This is a genomic window from Streptococcus oralis, assembly GCF_026782285.1.
GTDB lineage: Bacteria > Bacillota > Bacilli > Lactobacillales > Streptococcaceae > Streptococcus > Streptococcus oralis_CG.
Map to the genome: position 1 here is coordinate 214625 of NZ_JAKUWG010000002.1, position 19531 is coordinate 234155.

The 19531-nt window shown below is 43.4% G+C and carries 18 protein-coding genes and 1 riboswitch; of the genes, 6 read left to right on the forward strand and 12 right to left on the reverse strand.

Features of this window, described 5'->3' with window-relative positions; genetic code table 11:
- Positions 1 to 51: 51 nt before the first annotated feature.
- Entirely contained in the window at positions 52 to 837 is a 786-nt protein-coding gene (locus tag MK403_RS02150) for an enoyl-CoA hydratase (protein WP_268708817.1), read from the reverse strand.
- 202 nt (positions 838 to 1039) lie between these two features.
- On the opposite strand from MK403_RS02150, the gene MK403_RS02155 reads away from it, so the two are divergent.
- The 3 genes from MK403_RS02155 (at position 1040) to serS (ending at position 4266) form a co-directional block, all read left to right on the forward strand.
- Entirely contained in the window at positions 1040 to 2404 is a 1365-nt protein-coding gene (locus MK403_RS02155; RefSeq protein WP_268708818.1) for an aspartate kinase, read from the forward strand.
- Positions 2405 to 2406: 2 nt separating this feature from the next.
- Complete coding sequence (locus MK403_RS02160) at positions 2407 to 2778, forward strand: DUF956 family protein (protein ID WP_125450392.1); 372 nt, start codon at positions 2407 to 2409, stop codon at positions 2776 to 2778.
- Positions 2779 to 2991: 213 nt separating this feature from the next.
- Positions 2992 to 4266 (forward strand): serine--tRNA ligase, encoded by a 1275-nt coding sequence (gene serS / locus MK403_RS02165; protein ID WP_268708819.1) that lies wholly within the window; start codon positions 2992 to 2994, stop codon positions 4264 to 4266.
- Positions 4267 to 4289: 23 nt separating this feature from the next.
- Here the strand turns inward: serS and MK403_RS02170 are convergent, their stop codons facing one another.
- The 6 genes from MK403_RS02170 to zapA form a co-directional block, all read right to left on the reverse strand.
- Positions 4290 to 5189, reverse strand: coding sequence for a TDT family transporter (locus MK403_RS02170; protein WP_268708820.1), 900 nt, complete (start codon positions 5187 to 5189; stop codon positions 4290 to 4292).
- Between the two features lie 108 nt (positions 5190 to 5297).
- On the reverse strand, positions 5298 to 5846 hold the full coding sequence (locus MK403_RS02175; protein WP_268708821.1) for a carboxymuconolactone decarboxylase family protein: 549 nt from the start codon (positions 5844 to 5846) through the stop codon (positions 5298 to 5300).
- Between the two features lie 131 nt (positions 5847 to 5977).
- Positions 5978 to 7300: an alanine/glycine:cation symporter family protein gene (locus MK403_RS02180; RefSeq protein ID WP_268708822.1), complete on the reverse strand. Its 1323-nt coding sequence runs from the start codon at positions 7298 to 7300 to the stop codon at positions 5978 to 5980.
- A 90-nt stretch (positions 7301 to 7390) separates the two neighbouring features.
- Positions 7391 to 7479: riboswitch (glycine riboswitch) on the reverse strand.
- A 167-nt stretch (positions 7480 to 7646) separates the two neighbouring features.
- On the reverse strand, positions 7647 to 9983 hold the full coding sequence (locus MK403_RS02185; RefSeq protein WP_268708823.1) for an endonuclease MutS2: 2337 nt from the start codon (positions 9981 to 9983) through the stop codon (positions 7647 to 7649).
- Between the two features lie 101 nt (positions 9984 to 10084).
- Positions 10085 to 10633: a CvpA family protein gene (locus MK403_RS02190; protein WP_268708824.1), complete on the reverse strand. Its 549-nt coding sequence runs from the start codon at positions 10631 to 10633 to the stop codon at positions 10085 to 10087.
- Positions 10630 to 10932 (reverse strand): cell division protein ZapA, encoded by a 303-nt coding sequence (zapA, locus tag MK403_RS02195; protein WP_000002027.1) that lies wholly within the window; start codon positions 10930 to 10932, stop codon positions 10630 to 10632. The genes MK403_RS02190 and zapA overlap by 4 nt, the downstream gene beginning before the upstream one ends.
- A gap of 86 nt (positions 10933 to 11018) precedes the next feature.
- On the opposite strand from zapA, the gene rnhC reads away from it, so the two are divergent.
- The 3 genes from rnhC to recD2 all read left to right on the forward strand — a co-directional run bounded on the left by rnhC (position 11019) and on the right by recD2 (position 15033).
- The gene (gene rnhC, locus MK403_RS02200; RefSeq protein ID WP_268708825.1) at positions 11019 to 11900 is read left to right on the forward strand and encodes a ribonuclease HIII; all 882 of its coding nucleotides are present in this window, start codon (positions 11019 to 11021) and stop codon (positions 11898 to 11900) included.
- Positions 11901 to 11903: 3 nt separating this feature from the next.
- Positions 11904 to 12518, forward strand: coding sequence for a signal peptidase I (gene lepB / locus MK403_RS02205; RefSeq protein WP_268708826.1), 615 nt, complete (start codon positions 11904 to 11906; stop codon positions 12516 to 12518).
- A gap of 148 nt (positions 12519 to 12666) precedes the next feature.
- Positions 12667 to 15033, forward strand: a complete 2367-nt coding sequence (recD2, locus tag MK403_RS02210) for an SF1B family DNA helicase RecD2 (protein ID WP_268708827.1) — start codon at positions 12667 to 12669, stop codon at positions 15031 to 15033.
- A gap of 47 nt (positions 15034 to 15080) precedes the next feature.
- Here the strand turns inward: recD2 and tig are convergent, their stop codons facing one another.
- The 5 genes from tig to liaF form a co-directional block, all read right to left on the reverse strand.
- Positions 15081 to 16364 (reverse strand): trigger factor, encoded by a 1284-nt coding sequence (tig, locus tag MK403_RS02215; RefSeq protein ID WP_268708828.1) that lies wholly within the window; start codon positions 16362 to 16364, stop codon positions 15081 to 15083.
- 92 nt (positions 16365 to 16456) lie between these two features.
- Entirely contained in the window at positions 16457 to 17113 is a 657-nt protein-coding gene (locus MK403_RS02220) for a DNA alkylation repair protein (protein ID WP_268708829.1), read from the reverse strand.
- Positions 17114 to 17746 carry a response regulator transcription factor gene (locus tag MK403_RS02225; RefSeq protein WP_084877661.1) on the reverse strand — a complete coding sequence of 211 codons (633 nt, stop codon included), beginning with the start codon at positions 17744 to 17746 and terminating at the stop codon, positions 17114 to 17116. It lies immediately after the preceding gene.
- A 10-nt stretch (positions 17747 to 17756) separates the two neighbouring features.
- Complete coding sequence (locus tag MK403_RS02230; protein ID WP_268708830.1) at positions 17757 to 18755, reverse strand: envelope stress sensor histidine kinase LiaS; 999 nt, start codon at positions 18753 to 18755, stop codon at positions 17757 to 17759.
- Positions 18752 to 19450 carry a cell wall-active antibiotics response protein LiaF gene (gene liaF, locus MK403_RS02235; protein ID WP_000714488.1) on the reverse strand — a complete coding sequence of 233 codons (699 nt, stop codon included), beginning with the start codon at positions 19448 to 19450 and terminating at the stop codon, positions 18752 to 18754. Before liaF ends, MK403_RS02230 begins: the two co-directional genes overlap by 4 nt.
- Positions 19451 to 19531 lie beyond the last annotated feature (81 nt).

Sequence of the window (19531 nt, forward strand, 5' to 3'; positions counted from 1 at the left end):
CATTTGACACAAAAAGTATATCAAACTTCAAAGAATTGTGCAAGTATTTTTTTATTTTCCTGAAAATTTTGGTCGTCTTCTTTCAGAATGAGCTCGGACTCCTTCTTTAAAATCTTCAGTCAAAGACAAAGATTCTTGCAGTTTCAATTCCAATTCAGCATAATTCTGCCAATCCTTAAATTGGCTTTCCCAAACCAACTTTTTAATGGCTGCGTATGAGTTTGCTGAGCCTCGTCTTAATTTCTTCAGAACTTGTTCTCTAGTTTTTTCTAATTTATCAGCTTCGCAGACACGGTATACCACGCCCCATTCCAGTGCTTTTTCCGCAGTCAAAGCTTCTCCTGTCATGGCAAGTTGCGCAGCTCGTGTTACCCCGATACTACGACTCAAGAGATGAATTCCACCAGCGTCCGGCGCCAATCCAACTCCAACAAAGGCTTGGATGAATTTTGCCTTATCAGTCGCCAAACAAAAATCGACTGCTACTGCCATATTTGCTGCAGCACCAGCAACTGCTCCATCTACCTCCATCAAAACAGGTTTAGGAATTTGCTTGATTTTAAAAGAAATTGTATTGACCAATTCTGCAATCTTATTCAAAGAAGGGATATCATCTTCATCCACTGCACGCTTCATCTCAACCAGATCTCCCCCAACTGAAAAGACCTTCCCATTAGCGTTAATCAAGATAAACTGAACAGTTTGATCCTGCTCTGCTAGAGTCAAAGCTTCTAAAATTTCCTCACACATTGGGATATGGAAACCGTTTGCCACTTCGGGACGATTCAAAGTGATGATAGCAAGATCATCTAGGATATGATATAGGATATGATTCATAGCTTCTCCTTTTGTAAGGTGATAAAATTATTTCATTGTCAAAGTATACCTTTTTTTAGATAAAGAGGCAAGAGAAAACCAATCGAAAGTGTCTCGGCTGATCAAAACGCTCACTTTATACTAAAGACGATACTATTTTCTTCATTGAAAAAAGCCCCTCTTTCTGCTATAATCGTATAAAATACTTACTTGAGGAGTCCCTATGAAGGTTGTAAAATTTGGCGGAAGCTCTCTTGCCTCTGCTAGTCAGTTAGAAAAAGTTTTAAACATCGTTAAAAGCGATAAAGAGCGCCGTTTTGTGGTCGTTTCTGCACCCGGAAAACGCAATGCTGATGATACCAAGGTTACCGACGCTTTGATCAAATACTATCGTGACTATGTAGCGGGAAATGATATCAGCAAGAGCCAAAACTGGATCATCGATCGCTATGCGGCTATGGTGAGCGAACTAGGCTTAAAACCATCAGTTCTAGAAAAAATTTCTAAAAGCATCCGTGCCTTAGCGACTCTTCCTATTGAAGAAAATGACTTTCTCTATGACACCTTCCTAGCGGCTGGAGAAAACAACAATGCCAAACTTATCGCAGCTTACTTTAATCAAAACGGCATCGATGCGCGCTATGTTCATCCAAGAGAAGCGGGAATTATCGTAACAAGCGAGCCAGGAAACGCACGCATCATCCCATCTAGCTATGACAAGATTGAAGGCTTGGCTGATAGCACCGAAGTCCTTGTCATCCCTGGTTTCTTTGGAGTTACGAAAGAAAATCAAATCTGTACTTTTTCACGTGGTGGATCCGACATAACTGGTTCCATCATCGCTGCCGGTGTCAAAGCCGACCTCTACGAAAACTTTACAGATGTCGATGGTATCTTTGCTGCCCATCCGGGTATCATTCACCAACCACACTCAATCCCTGAGTTGACCTACCGTGAAATGCGGGAATTGGCTTATGCAGGTTTCTCAGTTCTTCACGATGAAGCCCTGCTCCCTGCCTACCGTGGAAAAATCCCTCTCGTTATCAAAAATACCAATAACCCTGACCATCCGGGTACTCGTATCGTTCTAAAGCATAGCAGTGATAAATTCCCAGTCGTTGGAATCGCTGGTGATTCTGGCTTTGTCAGCATCAACATGTCGAAATACCTCATGAACCGTGAAGTTGGTTTTGGTCGCAAGGTTCTTCAAATCCTTGAAGATCTTAACATCGGTTGGGAGCACATGCCAACTGGTATCGATGATCTTTCAATCATTCTCCGTTCTCGCGAACTAACTCCTATCAAGGAAGAAGAAATCCTTCGTCAGTTGGTTCAAAAGGCTGAAGTGGACCATGCCGAAATCGAACATGACCTTTCCATCATTATGATTGTCGGAGAAAAAATGAAGAGTCACATCGGGGTAACTGCTACTGCAACACGTGCTTTGTCTGAGAATAAAATCAACATCCAGATGATGTCCCAAGGTTCAAGTGAAGTTTCCATCATGTTTGTTGTCAATAAAGACCAAGAAAAGGCAGCTATCAAGGCTCTCTACCATGCCTTTTTCGATGAAAGTAAGGAAGACTAATCATGGCCCAATCTCTCAATAAAGTCATTGACCTCCAAACCACTGGAACATCTTACCTCTCTATCTCTGGAAAAGTTGGAAAATTTCTAGTCGGGGATCAGGCCTTGGAGTTTTATCCCGATGTCAATGTTGAACAATATATCCAAATCCCCTGGTCTAGCATCAATCAAATCGGAGCCAACGTAAATGGCCGTAAAATCAGCCGTCACTTTGAAGTCTTCACCGATCAAGGTAAATTCCTCTTTGCCTCAAAAGACTCTGGGGCTATCCTCAAAATCGCTCGGGAAAAATTAGGTAACGACAAGGTCGTGAAACTTCCGACTCTGCTCCAGACCATTGGACAAAAATTTAAAAATCTATTTGCAAAAAAGTAGAAACTTTAGTATAATCATAGCAACGGATAAGTAGGTTATCCTCTTCTTTCAGAAAGTCTGCGGATGCTGCGAGCAGATAGAGGAGATAAGTGAAATTCTACCGTTATCAACAATTAAATACAGAATCAAGTGCACACCTGTGAAGTTGGATGGAACCGTGGCCCTGCCACTCCAACGCTTTGTTAGGTGTGCTTTTTTCATAAAGGAGTTCTTATGTTAGATATCAAACGTATTCGTACAGACTTTGATGCTGTCGCTGAAAAACTAGCTACACGTGGTGTAGATGCTGCTATCCTTAACGAAATGAAAGAAATCGACGCTAAACGTCGTGACATCTTGGTCAAGGTTGAAAATCTCAAGGCAGAACGTAACACAGTTTCTGCAGAGATTGCTCAAGCCAAGCGCAATAAAGAAAATGCTGATGACAAGATTGCTGCTATGCAAGCTCTATCTGCTGAAGTCAAATCTCTCGATGCTGAATTGGCAGAAATCGATGCTAAATTGACAGAATTTACCACTACTCTTCCAAACATCCCAGCTGACAGCGTTCCTGTTGGAGCTGATGAGGATGACAACGTTGAAGTTCGCCGTTGGGGAACTCCACGCGAGTTTGACTTCGAACCAAAAGCTCACTGGGATCTTGGGGAAGACCTTGGTATCCTTGACTGGGAACGCGGTGGTAAAGTGACGGGTGCTCGTTTCCTTTTCTATAAAGGTCTTGGCGCTCGTTTGGAACGTGCTATCTACAACTTCATGTTGGACGAGCATGGCAAAGAAGGTTATACGGAAGTCATCACGCCTTACATGGTTAACCATGACTCTATGTTTGGTACTGGTCAATATCCAAAATTCAAGGAAGATACTTTTGAATTGAAAGACACTAATTATGTCCTCATTCCTACAGCTGAAGTTCCTCTTACAAACTACTACCGTGATGAAATCCTTGACGGTAAAGACCTACCAATCTACTTTACCGCTATGAGTCCATCATTCCGTTCTGAAGCTGGCTCAGCTGGCCGTGATACACGTGGCTTGATTCGTTTGCACCAATTCCACAAGGTTGAAATGGTCAAATTTGCCAAACCAGAAGAATCTTACGAAGAATTGGAAAAAATGACAGCCAACGCTGAAAATATTCTTCAAAAACTCAACCTTCCATACCGTGTCGTTGCGCTCTCTACTGGAGATATGGGCTTCTCAGCTGCCAAGACTTACGACTTGGAAGTTTGGATTCCAGCCCAAAATACCTATCGTGAAATCTCAAGCTGTTCAAATACAGAAGATTTCCAAGCCCGTCGTGCCCAAATCCGCTACCGTGATGAAGCCGATGGCAAGGTGAAACTCCTTCACACTTTGAACGGTTCTGGACTTGCGGTTGGACGTACAGTGGCTGCTATTCTTGAGAACTACCAAAATGAAGATGGTTCTGTAACCATTCCAGAAGCTCTTCGTCCATACATGGGTGGCGCTGAAGTTATCAAACCATAAAAAATAAGGTTTAGCTATTTTAGCTAGACCTTTTTTCGTAACCAAATCAGATAACCAACCAAGACAAAGAATAAAATAGTGAGGCAAATAACGGTTTCAGCCAATACCAGATAATCCAGAAATGGAAGTTTCAAAATTTCCTGAGCCATCTTAAGCGAAGTAGCTGTGATAATGGTTGGAAAGGTGAGGGCTGAGAAAGCTGGTTGAAATCCTTGTTTTAAAATATTGGGCAGGCGAGTTAAAACAAAGAAAAAGAAGGATTGAGATGCCAAAATCATGACAATCAAGAGCCAAGTCGGTAGGCCTGCTCCTCCAACTCGAACTAGGGAAGCCAAGAGCAGAGAAAAGGGAGCACAGTAGATTCCTTCCTGTCCAAGCAAGGCCACTGGGAGTGGATCTTTCTTTAAATCCCTATAAATAAGGGGATAGAGATAGAAGGTCAAGACAAAACCAAAACTCAAGGTCGCATAGGCAATCTCAATAATGCCTACCAGAGGATAGGTCAAGGCTGCTACTGCAATCCCCACATAAAGTACTGTCCAGCTTGGTGTTGCAGCAGCTCTTTCCTCCACTCCAAGAAAGCGACGAGAAAAATAAGCGATCAAAGCAAAATCCAAAATAAAAGAAAACCACCACAAAGGCTGGGATAGGATAGGCATAGACGGAACTAGTCGCAAGACATAGGTCGATAAAATCATCCCCGCCATAGGAAAGGTAGCTATACCAGATAAAAGAGGGGGCTTGGTCAATTCTTTCTTGGTTTCTTCCCAATTAAAAAGATGAAGAATCAGAAAGAAAATCCATAAGACCAATCCAGTCAAACTAAATAGGTGCGAAAGAACAGGCCAAGTATCCGCAATCAAGTTTCCTGCACCTGCCAAACCTAACAAACAACCAGAAAATACCAAGGGGAGTTTTTTCATGGCAACCTCCGTTAATCATATTATTATCAGTATAGCATAAAAGCCTTTAAAATAGCATAGAAAAATGAAGACTGGATGAATCAGCCTTCATTTTATTTATGATTCGAACTAGGCATAGGGTTGCAATTCTGGATTGATTGGCGTATCAGCTAAGTTGTTTGCATAGTTGCAAAGGCTGGCTAGGCTGACACCGAGAACTACGTCCAAGGCATTTTGTTGCGTATAGCCGGCTTCTAAGAATTCAGCCAAAGCTTCATCTCCTACACGACCCTTGGTATTGATGACCGCCAAGGTAAACTTAGCTAGAGTATCTAGTTTTGGATCTGTCTCAATTGGAGTACGGTTGCGGAGAGCTTGGAGAAGATCATCATTCATCTGGATTTGTTTGATTGAAAAGGCTGTGTGACCTGCGACGCAGAAAGCACAGCCATTGGTCACGGCTGCCGTGATTTGCACCACTTCGCGCTCTACTGGTGTTAAGCTATTGCGGCGGTTAATAGCTCCGACAGTTCGGTAAGCTTCAAGGGCGGTTGGAGCATTGGCCAAGAGACCGATTAGGTTGGGAATATAGCCATTGTTGTCTTTTTGTACTGTTTCAAGAACTTCTTTCACTTCTGCTGGTGCTGATTCTACTGTGTGGATGGTAAATCTTGTCATAAGAAACCTCTTTTCATTTTATTGTCATTTAGTCTATCATAGAATTTCCCCCTTGGATAATATATATTTTCAATCGCCTTGATAGAAAATGTCTATGAAATGAAAAAAATCACACGAAAAGTGTGATTGGGTTAGTTCTTAAAATACTTCTTAGTCTCAGCAATGACGACTGGCGACAAGACTAAGAGGGCAATCAAGTTTGGTAAAGCCATCAGGGCATTGACGATGTCTGCGATAATCCAAACCATATCCAACTCGATAAATCCTCCCAACAAGACCATGACTACAAAGACTACACGGTAAAGCCAGATAAAACGAACACCGAAGAGAAACTCGAAACAGCGCTCTCCATAATAGTTCCAACCTAAAATCGTCGTAAAGGCAAAGAGTACAAGGAAGATGGTCAAGAGGGCAGGTCCAAAGTGTGAAAAAACTGTTGAAAAGGCTGACTGGGTCAAGGCAACACCATTTAAATCTCCGCTCCAAACACCAGTTACTAAGATTGTTAGACCTGTCAGAGTACAGATAATCAAAGTATCAATAAAGGTTCCTGTCATGGAAATCAAGCCTTGCTCGACAGGCTCATTAGTCTTAGCCGCCGCCGCCGCAATGGGAGCTGAACCAAGACCAGATTCGTTAGAGAAGACTCCTCGCGCCACACCATTTTGGATAGCCATTCGAATACTGGCACCTGCAAAACCACCTACCGCAGCAGCTGGACTAAAGGCTGAAGTAAAGATGAGGGTAAGTGTGGCTGGGATTTTCTCGATATTAAAGAGTATAACTGTAAGAGTTCCTAAAATATAGACAATAGCCATAAAAGGAACGACTGCTGTCGAAACCTTTGAAATGGATTTGAGTCCACCAAAGACTGCAATTCCTACAAAAATGGATAAAATCAGAGCCGTGATAGCTGGTTCCACTTGAGCCGTATTTTGAATGGATTCTGTAATCGAATTGACTTGGGTAAAGGTACCAATCCCTAGAAGGGCTACCAATACACCCGCTAGGGCAAAGAAGATAGCAAGTGGACGCCACTTTTCTCCCATTCCCAAAAGGATGTAGTGCATGGGTCCTCCAGCTACAGCTCCATTTGCATCCTTGCTACGGTATTTGATGGCCAGCAAGCCTTCAGCATACTTGGTTGCCATCCCAAAGAAGGCCGCCATCCACATCCAAAAGAGGGCACCTGGTCCCCCAACCTTAATGGCTGTCGCGACCCCGATGATATTTCCCGTACCAACGGTGGCGGCTAGAGCCGTACAGAGAGCGGCAAAGCTCGACACATCGCCATGCCCCTTATCCTTGGTAAAGATCAACTGAAAGGCCTTTGGAAGACGAGCTACCTGCAAAAGGCCTAGTCGGATGGTCAAATAGATACCTGTTCCGACCAATAAGATCAAGAGGGGAGGCCCCCAAACGAAAGCATCAAGCGCTTTGAGCAATTCTAACATTTCCTTCTCCTATCTTTTCAACCCCAAAAGAAAGAGCACATGCAAGATACATGTACTCTGGAATGCCTAGATAAATGCTAAAAAGCGGTCTATCTTAGCTCTGTCCTTTTACCTGAGAGTTTGAGCAGTTGCCTGCCTTGCCCCTTCGGTGCCTTTACGGTCTCTCCAGAGTTCCGTCCATTTACAGTCATGGAAAACAAACCTTTCTCCATTTCTATTAAACTTCATTCGGTGTTGGTATTTTATTTTTTATTATTCTACAAGAAAAGTTAGCCTTTGTCAATGTTTTCTATGAAAATTTTTAGTTTTCATTTCTTTTTCCAGAAAGATTGACTCCTTCTTCTCTCTATCCTTTAAAGGTCACAATGGTTGCGCCACTGCCTCCAGCATTCTGTGGGGCATAACCAAAACTCTTAACATGCTTGTTTCTTTGTAGGTATTTGGTGACGCCCTCACGGATGACTCCCGTACCGATACCATGGATAATGTCTACCTGCGCCATGTTATTGAGCAAGGCTTGGTCAATAAAGGCATCCAGCTCATTCATGGCTTCTTCGTACCGTTTGCCACGAAGATCTAGTCTCGCCTGTGGACCAAGACCAGATGCACGTTTGACGACATTGACTTGTTTTTTCTTGACTGGGGCTTCTTGCTGAGCCTGAACAAGGTCAAATTCTTTCTCTTCCAAGGTCATCTTGATCAAACCAACTTGGGCTTCCCAACGGCCGTCCTTAAGCTGATTGGTGAGGGTACCACGTTGTCCATAACTGAGAACCACAATATCATCTCCCACCTTTGGAGCTCGTTTTTTCTTGGCTTTTTGAAGGACCTTGTTTTTAGACAAGTCGACTTTTTCAGGGGCCAGTTTCTTCAGCTCAGCCTTGGCTTCAATGATTTCATGGGGTTTGAGTTGAGACTTACTGTGGAGGTTCTTGAGAATCTGGTCACTCTCATTTAGAGCAAGTTCCACAATCTCGACTGCTTGTTCACGCGCCTTGTTGAGCTCAGTTTCCTTTTCACGATTGAGTTCGTTGTAGAGCTTTTTGAGAGCACGGTTCATCTTGAGGTTTTCTTGCTCGACCTCACGAATATTGTCCAAGCGTTTACGGCTTTCAAGCGTTTGCTCTTCCAATTGTTCAATGATACGGTTGACATCATTATCTTGGTTGACCTGCTGGCTGGCATCTCCCACGATGACATCTGACAAGCCCAGACGTTTTGCAATTTCAAAGGCATTGCTGCGACCAGGAACTCCCTGCATAAAGCGATAGGTCGGACGCAGGCTGGCTGTATCAAACTCCATGCTGGCATTTTGCACAAAGGCTGTTTCGATACCATAAGCCTTGAGTTCTGGATAGTGGGTCGTAGCCATAGTCTTGACCTGACGCAGACGAAGATCCTCCAAAATAGCCATAGCAAGCGCTGCTCCTTCCTGCGGATCGGTACCTGCCCCCAACTCATCCAAGAGTAAGAGTGAATGTTGATTGACCTTGCCAAAAATATCTACGATATTGGTCATGTGACTGGAGAAGGTCGACAAGCTTTGCTCGATAGACTGCTCATCCCCAATATCTGCGAAGATTTCCTCGAAGATACCGACACGGCTTCCCTTATCAGCTAGAATGGGCAAGCCTGACTGGGCCATGAGTTGAGTCAAGCCCAGGGTTTTGAGCATGATGGTCTTCCCACCCGTATTGGGACCTGTAATGACAATAGCTGTTAATTCCTTACCAAAGTGTACATCGTTCGCGACAGCATTTTTGACCAAAGGATGGCGAACATGAAGGAGTTGAATCTCTTGATTCTCTGAAAGTTGAGGAACAACTGCTTGCATTTCTTGCATGAAACGCACTTTGGCACGAATCAGATCCAGATGGCCGATAATCCAAGCGTCATTAGCAATCTCAGCAGCATGAGGGCGGACCCGTTCTGAGAGTTCCTGCAGGATGCGAATCATCTCATAGCGTTCATCAGCTCGCAGGCTGGCGATTTCTTCGCTCAGCTTGACCACCTCACGTGGCTCGATATAGACCGTGTTTCCACTAGCAGAGATGTCATGGACAACACCTGCAATTTTGTTGCGATAGGTGTTCTTGACTGGTAAAACCTGACGGCCATTTCTGCTAGCTACAATGCCTTCCGTCAACATCTGCGCTTTTTGCTTGAGCAAGTCTTGCAAGACATCTCGAACTTGACTCTCGCTATCATGGATTTTCCGACGGATACGTGCTAGCTCTTCGCTGGCAAAATTCTCGATAAATCCTGCATCATTTAGGGCTTGGAGACTTCCTTGCAAGTGTGGGAAATCATGTAGTTTTTCAAACCATCTCGCCAACTGCTCCAAGCGTACGTTTTCGAGATTGGTATAAAAGCCTTGCAACTCCCTGCTAGCAAGCAAGACTCGTTTGAGGAGCAGGAACTCCTCAATATTGAGGTCTGCTCCCATCTCCAGACGCTTGCAGACAGCTGATATCTCACGCGTCGCTAAGATGGTAAAGTGAGGTTGCTCCACAAAAAGTGCCTGCATTTCCTCCATCTCTGTAAAGGCTTGTTTGATCTTATCCACCTTTGCAGTTGGGGTCAAGCCTTTTAGCTCCTCTAGGCCTTGTTCTGTCAAGAGATGCGGTTCAAACAAGGCCTTGATTTTATTAAATTCTAAGGTTTCTAGTATTTTTGTATTCATATTTTTTCCTTGTATATTTGTTTACAAGATTATAGTAACTAGAGGTTTTTGACCTAGTCCTCCAATCTGTAAACAAAGGGCTAGGAAAAATCCCGCCCTTTTTATCCGATTAAATTTGTCACCCAGAGTTGTTTGATAAGGTTTGTCGTAAAAGGGATACTTTGGATGATGTGTTTAGCTACGATACTTTTTTCAAGTGAATTTTGAACGGCTGCCATAGGCACAGTTGCAAGAATGGTCAAAGCCATTTGCAAGACAAATAAGGTTACCAATAGAGACAAGACACCTGCTCCGATACGAAACCAGGTGCCCCCTAGCTTCTTAGTCAGAATCAAGTGTAGGAACAAACCGATAAAACGTCCAATACTGTAACAAATCCCAAAAACTAGAAGGTAGGCCAGACCCGCATAAAAGACCTTGTCTAGCTGAAAAAGTTGGGCTGAAGGGAAGAAAAAGGTACCCTGCCCTTCCTGAGGATTGGCATAAGGGACAAGCAAGTGAAATTGATCTCCCAATGATTTATAAAACTGTCCCGCAACAAAGGCTGAAATCACTGCCACGAGGAAATAATAAACTTGTAGCACCAGACCTCTACGGTAGCCGATGTAAAAACCCCAAGCTAGAACCAGTAAGAGAAAGATCGAAATCATAGGGAATCCTCAATTTTGCTTTGTTCTTGCTTGACTGCCACTAGCTTATTTCGAAGGTCTTTAAGCTCCTGCTCCTTATCGTCAAACTCAATCTCACGACTAAGCTGCGTCGATAGGCTGTTAATCGCTAAAAGGAGAGCAATGGTTTCATCATCCGCCCCAGGCATTTGTTCTTTAATTGCTTGGTATTTTTCAGTCGCAACCTTGGCAATTTCCTCCATAAAGAGGTTGTCATGCTCGGTTGTTAAGGTTAATGTCTTTTTTCCGAATGTAAACTTATATCGATTTAGATTTGCCATAAAATTCACCTCACGATATTATACCAAATTTCGCTAACTTTGTCAGTTTTTACCAATTCTCCTGCTTTTGTGGTACAATAGAGACTATGGCAAGTATCACACTCACACCAAGTGAACAGGAAATTCAGAGCTTTTTAAGTCAATATCAGAAGGCTCTCGCTCCTAGTAAAAATCCCTATATCCGCTATTTTTTGAGACTGCCTCAGGCGACTGTTTCCATTTATACTTCTGGGAAAGTCCTCCTGCAGGGCGAAATGGCTGAGCAATACGCCAGTTTCTTTGGTTACCAAGTTCAACAAGAAAAAAGTGGACAAGATCTTCCTATGATTGGGACTGATGAGGTGGGAAATGGTTCCTACTTTGGTGGGCTTGCTGTCGTGGCTTCCTTTGTGACACCTGACCAGCACGACTTCTTGCGAGAACTCGGCGTAGGGGATTCAAAAACCCTGACAGACCAAAAGATTCGTCAGATTGCCTCTATCCTCAAGGAAAAGATCCAGCATCAAGCACTCCTCCTTTCACCGAGCAAGTACAACGAAGTTATCGGAGAGCGTTACAATGCTGTTTCTGTAAAGGTTGCCCTTCACAATCAGGCTATCTTTCTCCTTCTCCAAAAAAGAGTCCAGCCAGAAAAAATCGTGATTGATGCTTTTACAAGTCCTAAAAACTATAACAAATACTTGGCGCAAGAAGCCAATCATTTTCCAAATAAGATCACTTTGGAAGAAAAAGCCGAGGGCAAATACCTGGCTGTTGCGGTTAGCTCCATCATCGCGCGGGATCTCTTCCTCGAAAACTTGGAAAATCTTGGACGAGAACTAGGCTACCAACTGCCAAGCGGCGCTGGAACTGCTTCTGATAAGGTTGCTAGCAAAATCCTTCAAGCCTATGGCATGAAAGGACTTCATTTCTGTGCCAAACTTCATTTTAAAAACACTGAAAAAGCCAAAGCATTGCTAGAAAGGTAAGTTATGAATTATTTTAAAACATTTCTAAAAGAGTGGGGACTTACGTTCCTTATCATTATAGTAGTTGGTCTTAGTCGTCTCTTTCTCTGGACCAATGTCCGTGTGGAAGGACACTCTATGGATCCGACCCTAGCTGATGGAGAGATTCTCTTTGTCGTCAAACACCTCCCTATTAACCGCTTTGACATTGTCGTTGCCCATGAAGATGATGGAAATAAAGACATCGTTAAACGCGTCATTGGCATGCCTGGAGATACCATTCGCTACGAAAACGACAAGCTCTTTATCAACAATCAAGAAACCGACGAACCTTACCTAGCAGACTACCTCCAACAGTTTAAAAATGATAAACTACAAAGCGCCTATTCAGGGAAAGGCTTTGAAGGGGATAAGGGGGTCTATTTTAGAAGTCTAGCCCAGAAAGCTCAAGCCTTTACTGTCGATGTAAATTTCAACACCAGCTTCAGCTTTACCGTACCCGAGGGTGAGTACCTCCTCCTTGGAGATGACCGTTTGGTTTCCAGTGACAGTCGCCATGTCGGAACCTTTAAAGCCAGTCAAATCAAGGGAGAAGCCAAATTCCGTTTCTGGCCACTTAACCGTATCGGAATCTTTTAAAATCAGCAACTAGATGCTGTGATAGTCTTTTTGAGTTAGCTTTTAGGATTAGATTGCAACTTGGCAATATCTTGTACCAAGCCCTAAATCCAAGAAAAGCCTAACTGAAAGCTCTATCCCAGCTCTTTTTCTATCAAAAAGGAAATTTATGGAAGTTTATTTTTCAGGCACCATTGAACGCATTATTTTTGAAAATCCCAGTAATTTTTATCGCATCCTCCTCCTAGATATCGAGGATACCGATGCGGAGGACTTTGACGATTTTGAAATCATCGTTACAGGAACTATGGCTGACGTGATTGAGGGCGAAGACTACACTTTTTGGGGACAAATCGTTCAACACTCCAAGTACGGAGAACAACTACAAATCAGCCGTTATGAACGGGCAAAACCAACTAAAAAAGGGCTAGTTAAGTACTTTTCGAGTAGCCACTTCAAGGGAATTGGTCTCAAAACGGCTCAAAAAATCGTGGATTGCTATGGTGACAATACCATAGACGAAATTCTGGAACATCCTGAAAAGCTAGAAGGCATCTCAGGACTCTCTGCCCAAAACCGTGAGGCTTTCGTCTCTACCCTCCGTCTCAACTATGGGACAGAGATGGTCTTGGCAAAACTTGCCAACTACGGTATTCCCAATAAACTAGCCTTTCAGATTCAAGACTTTTACAAGGAAGAAACTCTCGATATTGTCGAAAATTATCCCTACCAGCTGGTCGAGGATATCAAGGGTTTGGGTTTTACCATTGCTGACCAACTAGCGGAGGAACTAGGCATCGAAAGTCAGGCTCCCGAGCGCTTTCGTGCTGGCCTTGTCCACAGTCTCTTTCAAGGCTGTATGGATACGGGCGATACCTACATGGAAGCCCGAGATTTGTTGGAACAGACCCTGACTCTCCTCGAGTCTTCCCGACCCGTGGAATTGGACCCCAGCCAAGTTGCCCAAGAACTCTCCTACCTCATCGAAGAAGACAAGGTTCAGCAGATTGATACCAAAATCTTTGATAACAGCCTCTTTTTCGCTGAGGAAGGCATTCGCAGTCACTTGGTTCGTATTCTTGAAAAAGGAAAGAAACAAAGTCAGGATTTGGAAACCATTCAAAAGCATATCGCTAGTGTTGAGGAAGAACTGGGTATTGAGTATGATAGCATCCAAAAGCAGGCTATCTGTGACGCCATCCAGAACAAGGTCTTTATCCTAACAGGTGGACCTGGTACGGGTAAGACGACTGTTATCAATGGGATTATCGCTGTTTATGCCCTCTTAGAAGGACTTGACCTCAGGAAAAAAAGCAACCTGCCTATCCTTCTAGCAGCTCCAACTGGTCGAGCGGCTCGGCGCATGAATGAATTGACAGGTTTACCTAGCGCGACCATTCACCGCCATTTGGGAATGACGGGTGACGATGATACCAGCCATTTGGAAGATTATCTGGATGCCGACTTTATTATCGTGGATGAATTCTCCATGGTAGATACTTGGCTAGCCAACCAACTCTTCTCTAACATCTCTTCTAACAGTAAAATTCTCATCGTGGGAGACAGTGACCAGCTACCGTCTGTCAGTCCTGGCCAGGTACTGGCTGACCTGCTCCAGATATCCTTGATTCCGCAGACTCGCTTGGAACGGATTTACCGTCAGAGTGAAGAATCAACTATCGTTACCTTAGCAAGTCAGATTCGACAAGGCATCTTGCCAGCCGACTTTACCCAGAAAAAAGCTGACCGCTCCTACTTTGAAATCGCTAGTAGCCATATCCCTGCAACCATTGAGAAGATCCTCGGTGCTGCCCTCAGAAGTGGCATTCCGGCTCGTGATATTCAGGTGCTAGCGCCTATGTATCGAGGAACTGCTGGTATTGACGCCATCAACCAACTTATGCAAGACCTGCTCAATCCTCAGCAAAAGGGGCAAGTTAGCTTTGAAGCAACTCAGTGTCACTATCGAACAGGAGACAAGGTCATTCACCTAGTCAACGACGCTGAAGTTAATGTCTTTAACGGAGATCTAGGCTACATCACAGACCTGATTCCTGGAAAATACACCGAGTCTAAACAAGACGAGATTGTCATTGATTTTGACGGCAATGAGGTCGTCTACCCACGTAACGAATGGTACAAGATTCGCCTGGCCTATGCCATGAGTATCCATAAGTCGCAGGGGAGTGAGTTTCCCGTTGTCATCCTGCCCATCACCAGTGCTAGTAGACGTATGCTGGAACGCAATCTCATCTATACAGCTATTACACGGGCCAAGAGCAAGCTTATCCTTCTTGGTGAATTACAGGCCTTTGACTATGCAGTCAAGCATATCGGGACTGCTCGCAAGACCTATCTGATTGAACGCTTTCAGGATCTGGTCGATTCAGCTGACCAAACCAGCCCAGTCCCTATCGAAACGACAAATCAAGAGGATTCTCCTCTATCCTATATCCTCACCGAGGAAAACTGGTCCAGCATTCCCGCTATGATTGGGATTACAGATGCAGATCTCAAAGAGATTTTCGGAAAATAGCGCATAAGAAAACCCACCAATTCAGGTGGGATTTTTATTTATTAAGATTATTTAACTGTTGCTGTGCTTGTGATCAATTCAACAGCTTTTTTGATTGCGATATCGTGTTTCAACATATCAGCTGAAAGCAAGTTTTGAACTTGTGCCACTTCCATGTTGTAAGTTGCAGCCAATTGTTCGATTTCTTTTTGGATTTCTTCTTCAGTAGCGTCAAATCCTTCAGCCTTCGCAACTGCTTCGATAACAAGGTTAGTCTTCGTACGTGACTCAGCTTCTGCTTCGTATTGTTTGTGAAGGTCTTCTTGAGTAGTTCCTGTGATTTGGAAGTACATGTCAGGATTGATACCTTGACGTTGCAAGTTCCCAAGGAATTCATTTACTGAACGGTGAACTTCCTCGTGGATCATTTCTTCTGGAAGTTCTACGATCTCAGCGTTTTCTACAGCTTTATCGATTGCTGCACCTTCAAGGGCATCTTTGTATGCTTCTTCTTTAGCAGCAGTCAATTCTTTGCGGTATTTTTCTTTCAATTCAGCAAGTGTTTCCACTTCTTCGTCGATGTCTTTTGCAAGTTCATCGTCAAGAGCTGGCACTTCTTTTGCTTTTACTTCGTGAATAGTTGTCACGAATTTAGCTTCTTTACCTGCAAGGTCTTCTGCTTGGTAGTCTTCTGGGAATGTTACGACAACATCAACAGTTTCGCCAGCTGAGTGACCTACCAATTGGTCTTCAAAACCAGGGATGAATTGACCTGATCCAAGTCCAAGTGAGAAGTTTTCACCTTTTCCACCGTCAAATTCAACACCATCGATAGAACCAACGAAGTCAATCACAACAGTGTCGCCATTTTCAGCAGCACCTTCTTTGATAACCAATTCAGCCAAGTTGTTGCGTTCGCGTTCGATACGCTCTTCAACGTCAGAGTCAGTTACTTCTTTTTCTACATCAACTGATACTTCAAGGTTTTTGTAGTCGCCCAATTTTACTTCAGGTTTTGTCACGACTTCAGCAGTGATAACCCAGTCTTGACCTTTTTCCATTGAAGTGACGTCAATTTTTGGTTGCGCAACCACTTCAAGACCAGCTTCTTTTACAGCTGCTTCATAAGCGTTTGGCAAAAGAGCGTTCAACACATCTTGGTAAAGTGTTTCTTCACCAAATTTTTTATCAAAGATAGGACGTGGAAGGTGACCTTTACGGAAACCAGGAACGTTAAGAGTTTTCTTTACTGAGTTAAATACACGGTCCACTTCTGGTTTGATTTGGTCTTGAGAGATTGTGAAAGTCAAGACTCCACGGTTTGTTTCTTTGTTTTCAAATGATACAGACATTCTGTCATTTCTCCTTAAAATTTTTTAAATACAGTCTATTATAACATAAACGGGTGACTTTTTTCAAGTAATGAATGCGCTTTTCAATAGTGCTAGAGATACTTGCTGGCTTCCTTGATACTAAGTTCAGCCATTCTTTCCTTATTTTTTTCGATAAAACTTGCTACCCATTCTGGATTGGTCTTGGAGTAGTCTCTTAGAGCCCAGCCGATGGCTTTGTTGATAAAAAATTCTGTCTGGTCCAGATTGTTGAGCAGGATCTTTTCCATCAGTTGGACATTTGTTTTCTCTTTTCTTAACAACTGGTGGCCAATAGCGACTCGTCTCAGCCAGATATTGTCTGATAGGCTCCATTTTAAAATCACTTCTTCAAGTTCCGGATAGTCAGCTACCAAACTTCCTACTACTCTGTCTAGAATATCTACCGTGTCCCACCAAGACTTGGTCACGACTAGATGCTCAAGCTTAGGCAAATCATCCTTCGTTAGATAAGATTGCATAGCTTTCAAATAGTTGGCAGCCACATATTGGTATTCTCTTGGCTCCTTTTCCCAGCAAGTGTCTACAAAATCCCAATCGATAATTCTTGTTTTTTTCGCTTCTGGAAAATACTTTTTATAGAGTGCATTTCTTTCAGGACCTGCAATGCCTAGAAAGGGAAATTGATGACGCATATAGGCTTCCATAGAGCCTGCTTTCTCAGGGTCTTTTTCTGCTTCTAGCTCCTCAAGTAAATCTGCAAGACTCATCTAAAAGTCCTCCTGCCCGACCAAGTGATGCTGAAAGGCGTAGACCGCTGCCTGGGTGCGATCGCTGACCTCAAGTTTGGCAAGGATGTTGGACACATGGGTCTTGACCGTCTTGAGAGAGATAAAGAGTTCATCAGCGATCCGCTGATTTTCATAACCCTTGGCGATGAGTTGAAGCACATCACGTTCACGCGCAGTCAATTCCTCATGAAGCTCCATATGATTGCGATGGTATTCGACTTTCTTGCTGACCTCTTGTTCAATGGCTAACTCGCCAGCAGCCACCTTACGAACTGCATGAAGCAGTTCGTCTGCACTAGAAGTCTTGAGCATATAGCCTTTGGCACCAGCATTCAAGACTGGCATGATTTTTTCATTATCCAAGTAAGAGGTCACAATCAAAATCTTGGCTTCAGGCCATTCTTTGAGGATAGCCAAGGTTGCATCAATTCCATTCATTTCAGGCATGACAATATCCATGACAATGACATCTGGGCGCAATTCCAAGGCTAGGGAAATCCCTTGAACACCATTGGCAGCCTCGCCTACAACTTCTACATCGTCTTGGAGGTCAAAGTAGCTTTTCAAGCCCAATCGGACCATTTCATGGTCATCTACCAGTAAAATTTTCATCTATACTCCTTTATGATTCCTTGTCTAGCAGGGGAATACGGATATCAACCGCCAGTCCTTGCTTAGGTGCTGTCAAGAGTTGAACTGTTCCTGCCATATCCTCGACCCGATCCTTAATATTTCTCAGTCCGTAACTCAAGTCGTCTAAGCTCCCCAACTGGAAACCAATCCCATTGTCCACCACTTTTAGTTGCAATTCAACATCTGTTTGATAGAGATAGACATCTAAACAAGATGCCTGGGCATGGCGAAGGGTATTGCTGATCAACTCCTGCAATATACGGAAGATGTGTTCTTCGATTTTCTTAGGCAATTTAGACACATTTTGCTTGAGACTGACCTTGAGATCACTCTTATCCTCAAGCTCTTTTAAAAGGATTTGAATCCCCTCAACCAAACTCTTCTCTTCCAACTCAACTGGTCGCAAATGCAAGAGCAAGACTCTCAAGTCCTTCTGGGCTGTTTCGAGAATAGCTGCGACACTTTGCAACTGGGTCTGCATCTTTTCTCTATCAAGCTTCAAAGCCTGCTGGCTGACGCCTGATAAAATCATATGGGCCGCAAACAACTCCTGACTAACCGTATCATGTAAGTCACGTGCAATCCGCTTTCTTTCTTTCTCGATGATTGCTTCTTCCTTGACCAGGCTTTGATTTTCAGCTTTTTGAACAGCTTCTGTCAAGAGGTTGAGCTTGCCAGACAAGGACTTAAAACTGGCGTCCAAGTCTGGATCTGCAAAGGAAATTACCTCTTTCCCTGCTAACAAGCGCTTGAGATTGACTTGCATTTTTCTGCGAGAGACTTCTTCTATCACGCGCCAAAAAAGGACAAAAAAGAAGGTCATGGAAAGGCTAAAGACCAAGATCAAGAAGATGAGTTTCTCTGTTTTCTCGATATCCTGTAGCAAATAGGACCAATCCAGTTCAAAAATATCAAGTAGACTATTGGCCAAAAAGAGGATAAAGAGGAAAGAAGTCAGGCCGATTAACAGATACGATTGCTTTTTCATCCTCTGACCACCTCCACATCGCCAACCATAGTAGTTAGGAAAATTTTGACGCTCTTGTTACTCTTTAGATAGTCCCTGGTTTCCTGATGATAGTGTTCATTGCGAAGGGATTTCTTAGGTTGATGAAGGAAGGTAAGATCTCCATAGAGGCAGTTGACACTGAGGCTGATTTCCACATCTACAGGTACTATAATTCTAGTCGTTCCGACCATCTTTCTAAGGATAATGACATTGTCATGATTAGTTAGAATAACTCTTTCCAAATGAATGGTGTCCTTGCCCATGAGGCGAAAGAGATTGATATCGTCAAACTGGCAGGTCTGATGGCTAGAGAAATGATGGAGATTACCAAACCAAGGATTGCGTTCATTTTTTACCGTCACCACCTCTTCAAAGACCAAGTCCGTCTCCTCTCTTTCTTGATTCATCATCGGATAGAGAAGAAAGAGACTGTAGATCACCGCCACAAAGATAGCTAAAATCACAAAGGGATTAAGCATGACGATGAAAAAGAAAAGAATAGTCGCCACAAGGAGGAATACGTTGTTGCCTTCTTTACCTGTATAATAACGAAGCAAGAGCAAAAAGAGGAATAGAATCAGCAAAAAACGCGAAAAATGCTCTGATACCATCAAAATCAGAGCTCCCGTCAACAGACAGGCCTCAATAAATAAAAAGATTTGAAATTTTTTCATAGATGCATCCTCTCCCTTCTATTTTATCACAATTCAAAAAAGTCACCTCGGTCTGAGGATGGAAAAAGGAGATTGGACAGA

Bases quoted from the DNA above. Each gene is read 5' to 3' on its own strand.
- MK403_RS02225 (WP_084877661.1), bottom strand. From the start codon at position 17,746: ATGAAAATTTTACTGGTAGATGACCATGAAATGGTCCGATTGGGCTTG.
- MK403_RS02170 (WP_268708820.1), bottom strand. From the start codon at position 5,189: ATGAAAAAACTCCCCTTGGTATTTTCTGGTTGTTTGTTAGGTTTGGCA.
- MK403_RS02180 (WP_268708822.1), bottom strand. From the start codon at position 7,300: ATGTTAGAATTGCTCAAAGCGCTTGATGCTTTCGTTTGGGGGCCTCCC.
- MK403_RS02150 (WP_268708817.1), bottom strand. From the start codon at position 837: ATGAATCATATCCTATATCATATCCTAGATGATCTTGCTATCATCACT.
- MK403_RS02185 (WP_268708823.1), bottom strand. From the start codon at position 9,983: ATGAATACAAAAATACTAGAAACCTTAGAATTTAATAAAATCAAGGCC.
- zapA (WP_000002027.1), bottom strand. From the start codon at position 10,932: ATGGCAAATCTAAATCGATATAAGTTTACATTCGGAAAAAAGACATTA.
- MK403_RS02175 (WP_268708821.1), bottom strand. From the start codon at position 5,846: ATGACAAGATTTACCATCCACACAGTAGAATCAGCACCAGCAGAAGTG.
- liaF (WP_000714488.1), bottom strand. From the start codon at position 19,450: ATGAAAAAATTTCAAATCTTTTTATTTATTGAGGCCTGTCTGTTGACG.
- rnhC (WP_268708825.1), top strand. From the start codon at position 11,019: ATGGCAAGTATCACACTCACACCAAGTGAACAGGAAATTCAGAGCTTT.
- MK403_RS02155 (WP_268708818.1), top strand. From the start codon at position 1,040: ATGAAGGTTGTAAAATTTGGCGGAAGCTCTCTTGCCTCTGCTAGTCAG.
- MK403_RS02190 (WP_268708824.1), bottom strand. From the start codon at position 10,633: ATGATTTCGATCTTTCTCTTACTGGTTCTAGCTTGGGGTTTTTACATC.
- MK403_RS02220 (WP_268708829.1), bottom strand. From the start codon at position 17,113: ATGAGTCTTGCAGATTTACTTGAGGAGCTAGAAGCAGAAAAAGACCCT.
- MK403_RS02230 (WP_268708830.1), bottom strand. From the start codon at position 18,755: ATGAAAAAGCAATCGTATCTGTTAATCGGCCTGACTTCTTTCCTCTTT.
- recD2 (WP_268708827.1), top strand. From the start codon at position 12,667: ATGGAAGTTTATTTTTCAGGCACCATTGAACGCATTATTTTTGAAAAT.
- lepB (WP_268708826.1), top strand. From the start codon at position 11,904: ATGAATTATTTTAAAACATTTCTAAAAGAGTGGGGACTTACGTTCCTT.
- serS (WP_268708819.1), top strand. From the start codon at position 2,992: ATGTTAGATATCAAACGTATTCGTACAGACTTTGATGCTGTCGCTGAA.
- MK403_RS02160 (WP_125450392.1), top strand. From the start codon at position 2,407: ATGGCCCAATCTCTCAATAAAGTCATTGACCTCCAAACCACTGGAACA.
- tig (WP_268708828.1), bottom strand. From the start codon at position 16,364: ATGTCTGTATCATTTGAAAACAAAGAAACAAACCGTGGAGTCTTGACT.